Raw genomic sequence first — 13,326 nt, 5'->3', positions numbered from 1 at the left:
TGACAGTGTCCAAATGTTCCGAGCAAAATAAAACTCCGTGGTCAAAGGGCTGGAACCCTGCACGGAGTTTGTTTTTGAGGTCTCTTATGATGCTTAACGGCGGAAGAAAAGTAAAGCACCCTGTGATGCTGCGTTGAGCGCGGCGCTGAATACTCCCGTATTCAGCAATCAAGATAATTCTACCCCACAAACCAAAAATATTGACAAACACAGAACTGGTCTGGATTTTTCTAATCCAGCAGAGTTGCCGCAGATAAAAATTTTGCCGCCAGCGTTTATGACGCGCCGTGCAGAAGACAAAGAATTTTTCCATCAGTGCTATAAAGATCAACAAGCCCTTGTGAAAGAACGACTTGAGCTTGGTTACCGTCGGCGCGGCTTTAAAGAACTTTCCGGCCATCAAGTTGGACCGGTGTGTGAAGAGGGCTTACGTTCTGAAACGCTAAAATCCAAAGCTGGTGAACTGTTCGTGGCTGCTGTGCCGCGAGCCCAAAGTTTGCGAAGCAATTGGGGAAAGGGCACGTTGGAGCGGCTTCATCAAAAACTCTTCTCGCTGGACGAACCTTACGTTGAAGGTAACCGCAAATTTCTCGGCTTTTTACGTATAGACACGGATCGCATTTGGGCGTCGGTTGAGGAATGTTGTCTGTTTTATCGTCTGCTTGCTCATGACGGACAAATAGCTTGCGAGCCACATTTTTTAGTGGGTTTGAAATTGGATGATGGTCGTTTTATCCGACCTCACGCAATCTGGATGCTGCCCCGTGGAAGTGCAGTTTGGAATGAACCGGGCAAGCAGGGTTGGAAACGTGGCCCTGTTGATCTGTTCCATTCGGTCTATTTCGGTCTTTGTCATGCATTGCTCGAAGCGGGTGCCGATGCTGGCGCACCAGCTGCATCGCAGCAGGTGAAATGTCCGCTTTCACCAGAGTGGCACACTGTTTGTCCGCAAGACGTCCGTTTCCCTGACGTGTCCGAACATGCCGAATATCTCGAACTGAATCATAACCGTGAGATGCTACTGCGCAAAGCAGCGTGCATTCAATCAGGTATGGGCATTGTTGCTAGTAATGAGCTTTTTAATTTCTGCCAGAAAAAGGCTTATGAGATTTTGAATGGCTGGCATTTTTCTGCCGACGCCCAATTCAATACTGACTATCAAAACAAATCCTTTGGTTTGATCGTTGATCGGCTGCATGCTGAACTTGAAAACGTTCTAATAACTGGTGCAGCACAATCTAAACGCAGTGATGCAGAGCATGCGTCTTTGATCATTGCAAAGATTGCGGAATATGCGGTTTCGCATTGGAACCCTGATGTCTTGCAGCAATCAAAAAAGAACCGTGGAGTTCTCATGCATGTTGTTGAAGGCCAGAAAACCTTGAAAGAACGGCAATTGACTGCTGCGCGATACTCTGCCCAGAAAAACGCAGAACGCACGTTAAACAGCATTGAAAATGCGATTAAAAGCCTTTCCGAGAAAGGCATTGGTGTCACTAAAGCCAATCTTGCGCGGAAATGCGGGATTAGCCGTCCAACAATCAACAAATATTGGCCGGAACTCTCCAATAAATTCGGATGTCTCAAGAAAACCAAATGACAAGACACTAAGAAAATCCGATTAATCTCAGGATGTAAAAAACGGTGTATTGATAAAAAGCATGGAGCCATACGGTCTAGCTTAAAAAATCCTTTTCAAGATACGCTATATTTTGAACAGGGCTCCATGCAATGGCCTTCGGAGAACCGATGTCTATGAGTAGCCACAGGCGTTAAACGAATAGACGTAGTCGGTCACTACATCTTTTCGTTCTTGTTTCATTCACGCCGACAGGTGATCATTTTAGTCTAACCTCTATGATAGGAGACTGGACTATGAATCTGCTTGAAATCCCATTCGAAGAATTCCCTCTCAACCATACCCGTTACAATTATATCATGGATGAATTGCGCTCGGCTGCGCGTGGTTTTGAACAACTGCATTGGCTTGGTTGGTCAAATGGCAAAGAGTTGGATTCCCGTCTTATGAAAATTCATGCTGATCTCAATGCTGTGTGGAAGCTGATACAAGAAACAGAACGCCAGCTTGCTGCTAGCATTGCATCGAAACGATAACAAAAATGGGGTTTCAATTCGCTCATGTCGAAACTTACTCTCGATCAGGTGGCCGTAGCGGAAAGCTGACTATAGCGGAAATTATTGCCGAGGCACGGCGATCACCGGAAGCCTCTTTGCATGTTGAAAACCCCAAAGCTCATATTCATGTGTTCGGCTGTGATTTTGATGAGCTTGTGCGCCGTCACGACGCGATAATCAATCACGCACAGGAAACTCTGGCCAATGGCAAAACGCGGGCAGTTAGAAAAGATACAGGCTCGCTTTTTACGTGTGTTTTGTCGCATCCCGCGACGCCAGATGAATGCCGCAACGACACCGACGTCAAAGCTGCCGTTGAAGCGTGGGCACGGGATTCCGTGAAATGGCTGCGCCATGATCTCGAAACGCGCGGCGGTACGTTAGAAACCGTCATCATGCATCTAGATGAAACACATGTGCACCTTCATGCTTACGGTCTCCATCCTTCCGGCAATGCTGATCGGTTGCACCCTGGCAAAGTGTTCAAGAAAAAAGCTGTGGAAGCTGCCATTGCGGACGGGCAGGAAAAGAAAACTGCGAACGCCATGGGCGACAAAGCCTATGTGGAAACCATGCGAATATGGCAGGATTCATATTCAACCGATGTTGGCTTGCCACATGGGCTGACCCGCCTTGGTCCGGCGCGACGTCGTCTGACACGTGCAGAGTGGATGGTGGAAAAGGCTGCAGCCAAAAGCGTTCAGCAAGCGCAAACGATGGCAGCAACAGCAATGAAGGCTGCGAGAGCAGCCGATGTCAATCGTAAGCAGCACGAAACGACAGCACAAAAGACCGTTGCCAATGCTAAAGTGGAAGCTAAGTCTATTGTGCAGGATGCGCAGTATCAATCCGATAAACTAGTCGCTCGTGTCGACGCTGAGATACGGAAAGCCCGTTCTATTGCGAATTGGCTGCGGAATTTTTGGGATGGCTTGCGCATATCATCAATCCGTAAATCTCTCTGGAACGAGCTTCTGCCAATAATCGAGGGTGAACGCAAGCGCACAACTGATGCCGAAAATCGTCTACAGAATGAAATCCGACGTCGGACGTCTGTCGAAACCAGACTTTCCAATACCACTCAGTCCATGCAAGCCATTCGCAGTGATCGTGATCAATTACGACGTCAACGGGATCGGCTGCTTCATGTTGAAGATGAGCGTTTTGAGGCAAATGGTCCGAAAATTGGATGACCTAAACATCATGCGACATCAATCTTCGCGCTCAATGCCCTGTTTCTGTGCGTTAGAATGTTTACAGGTCATAAAAACAGCCCAAAAATCTGCCGCCGGTGGCTTTTCCATTCATAATTATCTCAACGCAGAAAATCGGGAATTATTATGGAAAAGAGAAAACGACGCCAAAAGAGCTGTTGGGAAATTGCTCTGGTACGGGCGTGCCAGGCGCGACGTCAGAAAAAGCATCCCATTTTGATTGGGTGGGCATTCATTGCAACACTACTATCGCTCCGCACACTCGTCATGCAGCCATCTATGCCGCAGCAATCTGATGTCGATAATGATTGGCCGATTTCGGATTACGAGCGCGGTTACACCACCTCACCAAAGCCCCGTCGTGAACGCTATAGTGAGCAGCCGTCGATGAAACGCCTGATGCGTGATCTTCGTCGCCCTTCTGCACGAGAGATTGCGATGCAGTTCTTGTTGGCGCGTATTGATGACGTTGCATTACGAGGTTGGATCATTGACCAAATCCACCAGGAGAGAATTAATCGCCTTGCAGTACATGTTCGCCTTGGCATGCATGATGCCAAAGTAATCGCATCATGGCAGGCTGAATGTGATGCTGAAAAAACTACAGCCAATGAAGCTATAAATGAGGCCTTAACAAACGTGCCAAGCATCCAGACTTAGGTAGTGCTAAACATTTGCGAGTGGACTGGGGGATATCGCTTTTCTGCCAGAGTCCGAGGGGACCTGTTGGACCATGGTCGAAGTAAACGGAATGACAGAATCGAGAAGAAGGAAGGTTCGTCTTGACCTCTACTCTCCTTCATCTTGTAAAAACAGAATATTTAGCAATCTTATATGGCACCTGCGCCTGGCTCTTGATATTGTAAACTCAGAAGTATCAGGGGGCACTTTTGGATAACAGTCAGTATATTTCATTGTCACGACGTTTTGTCGAAATTCAATCGACAGATTTTGAGAATGAACCGGACAGTATTTGGGCTTCGCTTGCAATGCGCAAAACTGGAAAAACGTGGGAAGAAATTCTCTCAAATGATGTATCTATTCTCCTTGGTACAGCTGGCTCTGGCAAGACAACTGAAGTTCGACAGCAAGTGCAGCACCTCGTTGAGGCAGGACAAGACGCATTCCTAATGCGACTGGAGGCACTACAAGACGACTCCTTGGTGGGTTCATTCGACTTCGGATTAGATGACCAGGGAGAGCGTTTCGACATTTGGAAGCGATCAAAAAAAGGTGGAGTTCTGTTTTTTGACGCTTTGGATGAGGCTCGTCTACCTTCGTCACGCAATGAAAGTGCGCTTGAGAAAGCCCTCGACATTGTTTCGCGAGAAATCGGACGACGACTGGGACCTATACATGTTGTGATCACAAGTCGTCCAAGTGAGTGGTTTGGGGATGGCGATGTAAGACGTCTAACTCGGTTCATTAGACAGACACGAAATGCCAAACAAGACTTGGCGGTAAGCGATCCAAGTTGCAGAACTTTTCGCCTTGCACCGCTTACTACCGGAGACATCGAGAAACTTGCTGTGGCTCGCGGCGTCAATTCATCGGACTTCATTAGCGCAGTAAGCGCTAATCTTGCCATTGATCTCATTCAGCAACCGTTGGATGCGCATCTATTCTTGGATGTTTGGAAAAAGGCCGTTGATGAAGGCCGAACACCCGAGGAGGTTTTCAAGTCTCGACTTCAAGTCATGCGCGATTTGGTTGCGTGGCGGCTATTCGGCAGATCCGAAAGTAAAGATCGGTTAAACATTGATATTAACCGAGCGAGGAAGGCCGCGGCTAAGCTCGCCGCTTTCGTAGTCTTGTCTGGCGAGCGGGATTTCAAGGCACTCCCGTTGACTACAGGTGATGCCATCAATGCAGCTCAGATACTGTCTACGGACGTGGATTCATGGACTGGTTCGGAAGTCCGGGAACTACTCGCCAGCGGGCTTTTCCAGCCATCAGTCGGTGGACGCATCAGGTTCGCGCATCGAGAGATTCAGGACTTTCTTGCGGCTGAGCATTTCGATGAGAGTTTGCGAGCCAGAGCGCATTCCGAACGCACAATCGCGCCGCTCCTTGCCGAGGGGTTGGGACAGCGTTCGATCCCGCAATCGACTGAACATGTCATGGGCTGGCTAGCCACCCTGAACTCTTCGGCAAAGGCGGTTGTGGCAAACGTAAGACCCGCCCTTCTCATCGAAACCGGAGACCCACAGTCATTATCTATAGGTGACAAGGAGGTCGCTCTACGTAATCAAGCGCGTCTCTATGACGACATCCGATATAGAGGTGAGTGGTTCTCGCATGATGATGTAAAGCGTTTCACTCATCCTGAGTTGTGGCCTGTAGTTGATGAACTCCTAGATAAATCTAGTTCTCCTGAGCTGACGGATTTTTTAATTGAGATTGCACGTTTTGGTCAAATGAAGTCGCTTGCCCCAAAACTGGTGGGCTATGTTAGAAATCCAGACATTGGTTATCGGACTAAAGCGGAAGCATGCGCAGCCCTTGATGAATTTGGGGACCAAAGCTTCCGAGCAGATATCTTGTTAGAAGCTCTGATGGCCACAACACCAAACGTAGAGGATGCTGACGCCGCACCGGACTGGAATATGTTTCAGCTGAAGGCTCTAAAATACGTCCTTGGCGAAGCCACACTGCTCGACGCTATTGCCATTCTTTCAAGAATTCAAAGGGAGCGCGCGAACTATTCATCAGCAACGTCTAAGTATTTGATCGAAATAGTTGATGGTCTATCGAAATCGGAGAAGCAGATTTGGTTGTCCATTTTGTTGCGCTTTGCGTTTTCTGGCCGTGACGAGAACCGGTACCGAATGCCCAATGCTTCGGCTCGATACAAAAGGTTTGTGCCAGCAATTGTTTACCTAGCGACCGAACTAGTTGTTGATGAAGATGTTCGTTCTGACGACAGTGACTTGCTCGACGCCGTCGAGATGGCGTTGGGTAAAGATGATAGGATCGACGTATTCAGTCTCAATACACCAATGAAGAGATTAACTGATGGCCTCCGGTCAAGATCCGAAGTGAAACACGCGCTCATTCAACGACGAGTCGCTTTGTTCCCTGAGTGCGTTCAGAGAAGCCGAGTTCCGTTCGGAGCGATCTACCCCTTGGAGATCCGTGACAAAGAAGAAAACGGATACCTTTTCCACCACTCTGATGTATCTCACTATTGTGAGCTTGCATCGGAAGCAACCGATCTATCCAAGCGGGTATTATATCTCGATTTGGCGGGAACAATTTTAAGAAACCTCCGAGGAGATGATCACGAGTATGCGTTAGGTCAGTTTAGGCAGTGCCTCAAGAAATATGGAGACAAGGAGCAAACGCGCCAATTCGGTATCCATGGTTGGCTTCTTCGAACGAAATCGCGCTGCCAGCATCAATATCGCTATGACGTCGACAGGTGGCTTAAGGACAAGAAGGAAGCTTTGCAGTCTTGGAGATCAGCTCGCAAGAATCGAAAGTTCATAATGAAAAACCGCAGAGAGATTTCTGCAGGTGACTTCGACAACAGCAACGCCATTTGGCTTTTTGAAAAAGCACCAAATGAGCTTGGGACTGGAACTATCCGTGCTGTCAATGAAGAATATGGTGTTGAGATTGCCAATCTATTCAGCGATGGCTTGCGGCAATATTGGAAGACCCATGACACCAGCTACGCTGAAAGACGAACATACCTAGGCCACATAGGCCTAGCCGGCGTCAACCTGGATTATTCATATGGGGAGTTGCCTAGTGACGCCGATCTTGCGCGAAAGGCCTTTCGTTACGCTTTCCACGAATTAAACGGCTTTCCCGAGTGGGTTGAGGAATTGGCGACTAACTTCCCAACTCAATTTTGCTCCGAAGTCAAAGGTGCATTGTTGGCGGACTTTAACTCTGAGCACTGTGACGGCGGCGACCAAGTATCAGATTGCATAAGTAAAATCGCCTACTCTGGCAGCGGAATCAGGAACCTTGTGGCTCCGATGCTTCTGCGGATGCTGATGATTGCTCTTCCAAGAAACCGTCGCGATAGAATGCTCTGCCTTGATATCGTGGCTCGGGCCCCAACTGTCGAGCTAAACCGCCTATCTAGGTTTCTTGTCTCGGGCTATCGGGCTGCAACTACCCGTTTCGATTTCCGCGAGGCGTGGGAGTGGCTTGGTGGGATAATGAATGCGAACTCCGGTGCCGCGATAAACGTTTTGGCCTTAACGTTTACTGAATTGGACAGCGTAGCGCAGAAAGCGCTCTACTTCGAATTTTTGGCGCGCGAAGAGAACAAGCCTGCTCTCGTGGAAGGTGCGGGCCATGTGCGAAGAGAGTATGGCCGGGATTCAAATCTGCTGGAGTGGTTGGTTCGGGCATCATATTTAGCATGGCCGCCTGAGAAGGATGTAAGGCACGAGAGTGTTTATTCACCGGGAAAAAATGACCATGCAGAGAGTAGCCGACGAAATTACATCAATATGTTGGTGGCGTTGCAAACGCCTGATGCGATAGATGCACTTGCTCGGCTGTCACGATCAAAGCAGCTTTCCAGTTACCGAGATACGTTTCTGTATCAGATCGAATTGATGAGACGTAAGTCGGGTAGACGCGCAGAACTTTCGCGCGATGAGGCGATTCAGTTTCTGAACGATCAATCCAAGCCGCCTGCAAGCGTGGAGGAGTTCAGAAAACTCTGCCAAATACATTTAGAGGCATTATTAGAAAAACTTCATACCTCTGACGATGATGAAAGCGCATTCTTTAGACGTGGACACGCGAAGGAAGGCGACCTAAGGAACTGGTTGGCAGGCCGCCTTAGAGATGTTGGGGAACGCTATTATACCGTTATACGGGAGCAAGAAGTTGCAGGCGAGAAGCGGCCTGATCTAAGGTTGCATTCAAGATTTGAATTTTTGGGGAAAGTGTCGGTCGAGATTAAACTTGCTGAAATGAAACATTGGACTGGGAATCAACTGGTGAGTACTCCTAGTGAACAACTTTCAAATCAATATCTTTTCGAGACGTCATCTCACACCGGTATCTATGTACTAGTCAATGCTTCTCATCCTAGAAAGGTTGAGAAAGACAAGAAGACTAAGAAGGTAAAAAGAAGCGCTTTCCGGAAAACTGTCGATGGTAAGGCTGTTAACTTCGAGGAGCTCGTAAAATGTGTACAAGAGAAATGTACGGCAATAAATCAAGTACGCAATGACGGTAAGAAAGTGATTGCTATAACTCGTGACATTTCAGAGAAGCCGTCTGATACGATTTAATATTCGCGCTGAAATCTACTCCTCTCCTGAAAGACACAGAAATGATATTTCGTTGGTCATAGGCGATCAGATGCTTTCATGCATCCATTAATGATGAGTAGGCAGTCTGGGTGGGACCTTAATGTTGTCCGGGCGGTTGAACGCAAGAGGAGTAACGTAGGCTCATGAAGAGGCGTGTCGTTATCAATTTGGATATAAGAGTTGATAGTTTCTGCTATAGAAAGTTCCTGCATCGTTCATTGATATTTATGAAATCAACTTTTCTCAACGTATCAACCAAATTTTTGACGATAAAACTCTGACCAGTTCGTGCGTTGTAGCCATGGCTTTACAATAGACAATTCTCCCGCATCTGCTTTTTCTTTAGTGGCAAGAAGCGTCTCGGTCATGAACTGAATCTCACGCGATGAGGTTTCGGTAAGTTCTTTAAGGTCGCGCGGTGATAGTCGTTTTTTCGAGCCATAATGTGCTGGAATATCGTTCCGTATAGAATGCCCCATAAGCATGTTGCGGCCTCTATTGCTGATGCCTGTGGAATCCAAAAATTGTGCATATGAGTGACGTGCCGAATAGGCTGTGACGTTGGCACGTTGGATACCTATTTTTTGTTTGAGATATTGCCAGCTTTTAGTGATCGGCTGCCCCCAGCGTATTTCGCCATTAGGCTTTGGATATGGTTCCCATTCTGGAAATAATGCTGTGCAGCCACGCTGTTTCAGTTCTTTCACACGATCCAATAGGCCGAGTTCAAGAACGAGAGGATGAATGGGAATGATGCGTTCGGAGCCGCTAGTTTTAAGCTTAACTACTTCTTCTAGTGGTACTCGCCCTTTCTCTGGATCGAATGATCGCAAGTCGAAATAGAAAACCTCATCCACTTCTTTGATATGGCTGGCATCAAGCTGGCCAAATTCACCAATACGCATGCCGTGTAGGATCAGGATAATGTAACCCCAATAGAGATGCGACTGGACGAAAACCTTTCCAGGCTGCCATATTTGTTTTTCTGTTTTGCAACCTTGAAATAAGGGCTGAGAGAAAATTTTGACGATTTCGTCATATTCAAAAGCATCACGTGTGAGCGACGTCAGATTTTTACCGCTAACAGTATTGAAGATCGGTTTTGGCTGCTTGTAATAATCCTTCTGGATAAGCCAGCCGAAAAATTTTGATAATGAATTATGGTAGCCATTGCGAAGACGTGCTTCGGTCAGACGCTTGAGTTTTTCCCATCCATATTGCTGTGCATATGCATATCTTGTTGATAGAGATGTGCACTGATCGCGAGGGATGCGCGCGCGGTCTGGAATATCTGGCAGCATTTGATCAAGCTGCTTTGCATTTTCCGCACTGAATTGATGCACTGGATTATCACCCATCTGATCAATTAGAAACTGCACAATGAGCTCGACGTCGCGACGACTGTCTTTGCTGCCGTCTGCGGTTTCGAGATATTCCGCCAATGCCACTGAAAAGATGGGGCTGGTACTTGTGGGGATGAGATTATCAGAAGGGGCAGGGGATGATGTGTAAGGTATAACGGAGGGAGCAGCTAGGCTTGCAGGCTGTTGAAAACTGGTCGGTACTGCACCAAATTCAATTGCAGCTCTCATATCTGATCGGCCACGTTCATATTCTATGACGCGCTCTGCTTTGCGCTGATATGCTTCTGCTTCGACATTTTGCTGGATGAATAGCTTAAGCAGTTTGGAAAATTCCGGCTCAATCATATCCGGATCGCAATTGATTGCTCTAGCTTTCCGGTTAAGGCCTTTAAGAAGGTCCTCAAAGCAGGCACGAGCAAACAGTCGCTCATCTGTAATGGGCCATGAGTCACGCAGATATATTTGAAGCTCTTTTGTATTCTTTTGAAACAAGGCTACGTAATCGGCACTATCATTCATTCGGTGGAACCATCCCAAACATTCTGCAAGTCTTAGCAACGCCAATCTGTAATCGCTGGTTTGTAAAGACGCTCGATAAAGTGGTCGGCCAATCAGTGGCATAAGCGTAGATGAAAAGCGAATCTGAATATGATATCGGCCATCGCGCCGGGTCAGATAAGAAGAGCGAGCCATGACATCTCCGCGTACATGAGCGTGAGATGTATCACAATTACCGGAACCCCTGCGGTACGATAAATGCTTGATTTTTCATGAAAAATAAAATGGTAGCGGAGGACGGATTCGAACCGCCGACACAAGGATTATGATGCCTTATATCTTCATTGATTTTATAAGGTAATTTATATTCATGTTGCGCTCATGTCGCGTTTAATAGCTTTAACACCCGCAGTTAGCTTAAAAGGGCATGCTCGGCCGCTGCAAGCTCAGCAGCGTCATCACCACGGGGAAATAAGTGCCCATATGTATCTGCAGTCATGGTGACTGATGAGTGTCCCATGCGCTCTTGAACGACCTTGAGAGGTAATCCAAGGCCTCCATCTTCTAGGCGGTTAATGCACCACGACGCGTAGAAATGGCGCAGAGCATGAAGGCCTGTATATTTGGCTTTCACTTCCTGTCCGTCTTGTTGGGTGATGCCGGCTTTTATCTGAACGGGTATCAGGCCGCGATTGATGATGTTTGCGTGGCTCTCGATTTTACCTAAACCGTTCGGGAATACATAGTGAAGTTCCGTGACAAGATTGCCGTTAGGATCCAGTCTCACGGTTTCTCTGCGAGGGCAGGCTAATTTCCATTCACGCAATGTGTTTATGACAAGTGGTGGTACTGGAATAGTCCGTTCGCCTGCACCAGACTTCGGTCGACCAATTTCTCCAAATTCATCAGCGCGCTGATGTACATTGATAGCGCGCTTTTCAAAGTCCACATCCTGCCAGCGCAAACCTCGTAGCTCGGATGATCTCATGCCTGTAAAGATTGCAGTGATGAGCAATGGCTTCCAGCGGCCGTCTATGGCGTTAATAAGAGCTTTGATCTCTTCTCTGGTGGGAATGTCTATGCCGACCTTGATACGGCCATTCTGACGGCGGTCTGCCTGTCTATCTTTCCCCGTACGGCGTGTACCGCGCATATCTTTGACCGGATTGCGAATGGTAAGGCCGCGCTCCTGCGCATCGGCTAAGATTGAACCAAGAGAGCCAATGATTTTTTTAATCATGGCAGGCGATCGGTCTTCGTCGCGGAGCTTATCTTCAAACTCTCGAATAGCGGGAACATTCAAACGCGAAAGCAACGTATTGCCTATGAACGGGTCAATATGCAGTTTTACGTGTCTTTGGCGCTGGTTGATGGTGGAGCGCTCTAAGCTGTCATTTTCACCGCTAGCGATCCAGAAACCGCCTGCCTGTGCAACTGTTGCGCTTGCACTATCTGCAACGTGAACGCCTTCGCGCACTTCAATTTTAGCAGTGGCTGAGAATGCATCCGCTTCTTTTTTCTTCGCAAATGTTTTCAGGCGGCGTGTGCCCTGACTGTCAACGTAGTCGACAACCCACGCCTCTTTAATAATGCCTTTTGGGTTAGTCCATTTGCGTTTGCGTATCGACATTGCTTAATCAGTGAGGTCTGGATTTATTGTTTTGGGAGTATACTTCTCATCAATTTGATCGATGGAAAATTGAGCCTCTTCAATACGTGCAAGATGCCAGTCGTCGAGGCTTTCTCGAATGCGTTGTCGTGTTACCTCGTCGATGTCGGGGACACGGCCAGAGGCAATCCCTTCGACCGCTTCTAACAAACCGTCAGTTAATTCGTTGATAGCGTCTTCATGTCCTCTGACTTTACGAAGCGCTGTAAATAGGCCAAGCAACTCATTCAGTCTAACATCAAGAGGCATTGGCTCAGGGAACTCTTTTTCAAGAACACGCACTATTTCTGTGTTCATTGAGCGACCGTGTGCTTCCGCGAAGACTTTTATACGGTCTCTCAGCCCCGGAGGAAGTCGGAGTTGAAAGCGGTCAGCGATTTCACTTGGGTACTTATTTTTTTCATTCATTTGCAATGAGTGCAACTTGCCATCAAAAATGTCAAGAGTGCGACTTGATATCATGGTTAATTGATGGTAGCCATTGAATGATGATGCGAGTTGCACCCATGAACATATAGGGAATTTAAGTCATGAGTAATAATACAAATTCAATGGAACTAATTTGGGAAGTTTCAGAAATTGGAAAGCTGATTGGGCGCAATGAGCGGCAGACGTTCCATTTGCTCAATACTGGCCAGCTTCCCGCGAAGAAGGTGGGTGGCAGATGGGTCGCTGAACGTAGCAAGCTGATTGCATTTTTCATGGATGATGCGGCATGAGCCAGAAATCAAAAGGCTCGGCAGAGGCGGCAACCTCAAAACCGAGCCAGAGTTCAAGCCAAACCATCGCAGGAATGAAGAACATGCAGAGGAATAACACAAAGGGTGTTCCGCAGGCAACTACAGGTGCAACGGTCAAGATAAACGAAGCTCTGTTCAATCTTGAGAATCCGATCAACGATTCAAAGAATATGGCTTCAATCCTCGGTGGGTTGCTCCATGATGTATTCGACAAAGATCATTCGTCCGTAACCGGCAATCGTGAGTTTTACTTTGTGTCTGAAAGTGATGCCTCGAATATCATTTTTGCGGCCGGCCAGCTGCAGCGCTTCATCAAGTCCAGTCTTGATACATGGAATGAAGCCCTTGATCACAGCGCGGGAGCAGGCCAATGCGCTTAATCCTCATTCTTATAGGTCGCGCTCACTTCGCAATTGCCGA

The 13,326-nt window shown here is 47.6% G+C and carries 10 protein-coding genes; 7 read left to right on the top strand and 3 right to left on the bottom strand.

Annotation, left to right across the window (positions count from 1 at the left end; translation table 11 throughout):
- Positions 1–133: 133 nt before the first annotated feature.
- The 5 genes from KHQ09_RS12915 to KHQ09_RS12895 all read left to right on the top strand — a co-directional run bounded on the left by KHQ09_RS12915 (position 134) and on the right by KHQ09_RS12895 (position 8,614).
- Positions 134–1,600 (top strand): hypothetical protein, encoded by a 1,467-nt coding sequence (locus tag KHQ09_RS12915; protein WP_213598613.1) that lies wholly within the window; start codon positions 134–136, stop codon positions 1,598–1,600.
- Between the two features lie 275 nt (positions 1,601–1,875).
- Positions 1,876–2,115 carry a hypothetical protein gene (locus KHQ09_RS12910; RefSeq protein ID WP_213598612.1) on the top strand — a complete coding sequence of 80 codons (240 nt, stop codon included), beginning with the start codon at positions 1,876–1,878 and terminating at the stop codon, positions 2,113–2,115.
- Between the two features lie 5 nt (positions 2,116–2,120).
- Entirely contained in the window at positions 2,121–3,329 is a 1,209-nt protein-coding gene (locus tag KHQ09_RS12905; RefSeq protein WP_213598611.1) for a plasmid recombination protein, read from the top strand.
- A 147-nt stretch (positions 3,330–3,476) separates the two neighbouring features.
- Positions 3,477–4,010, top strand: coding sequence for a hypothetical protein (locus KHQ09_RS12900; RefSeq protein ID WP_213598609.1), 534 nt, complete (start codon positions 3,477–3,479; stop codon positions 4,008–4,010).
- 230 nt (positions 4,011–4,240) lie between these two features.
- Complete coding sequence (locus KHQ09_RS12895; RefSeq protein ID WP_213598607.1) at positions 4,241–8,614, top strand: NACHT domain-containing protein; 4,374 nt, start codon at positions 4,241–4,243, stop codon at positions 8,612–8,614.
- A gap of 272 nt (positions 8,615–8,886) precedes the next feature.
- Here KHQ09_RS12895 and KHQ09_RS12890 read toward each other — a convergent pair whose 3' ends face one another.
- From KHQ09_RS12890 to KHQ09_RS12880, 3 genes are all read right to left on the bottom strand, one after another.
- Positions 8,887–10,692: a site-specific integrase gene (locus tag KHQ09_RS12890; protein WP_213598605.1), complete on the bottom strand. Its 1,806-nt coding sequence runs from the start codon at positions 10,690–10,692 to the stop codon at positions 8,887–8,889.
- A gap of 217 nt (positions 10,693–10,909) precedes the next feature.
- A complete protein-coding gene (locus KHQ09_RS12885) occupies positions 10,910–12,127 on the bottom strand; it encodes a tyrosine-type recombinase/integrase (RefSeq protein ID WP_213598603.1) in 1,218 nt (405 codons plus the stop codon).
- Between the two features lie 3 nt (positions 12,128–12,130).
- Positions 12,131–12,574, bottom strand: a complete 444-nt coding sequence (locus KHQ09_RS12880) for an Arc family DNA-binding protein (protein ID WP_213906855.1) — start codon at positions 12,572–12,574, stop codon at positions 12,131–12,133.
- 122 nt (positions 12,575–12,696) lie between these two features.
- On the opposite strand from KHQ09_RS12880, the gene KHQ09_RS12875 reads away from it, so the two are divergent.
- Together KHQ09_RS12875 and KHQ09_RS12870 are read left to right on the top strand one after the other, a co-directional pair.
- Positions 12,697–12,885 (top strand): hypothetical protein, encoded by a 189-nt coding sequence (locus KHQ09_RS12875; RefSeq protein ID WP_022709082.1) that lies wholly within the window; start codon positions 12,697–12,699, stop codon positions 12,883–12,885.
- Positions 12,882–13,286, top strand: a complete 405-nt coding sequence (locus tag KHQ09_RS12870) for a hypothetical protein (RefSeq protein ID WP_139316400.1) — start codon at positions 12,882–12,884, stop codon at positions 13,284–13,286. Before KHQ09_RS12875 ends, KHQ09_RS12870 begins: the two co-directional genes overlap by 4 nt.
- Positions 13,287–13,326 lie beyond the last annotated feature (40 nt).

This window comes from Pseudochrobactrum algeriensis (assembly GCF_018436245.1).
GTDB lineage: Bacteria > Pseudomonadota > Alphaproteobacteria > Rhizobiales > Rhizobiaceae > Pseudochrobactrum > Pseudochrobactrum saccharolyticum.
Note: the sequence above shows the minus strand (reverse complement) of the source record. Positions and strands in the feature narration are given on the sequence as shown.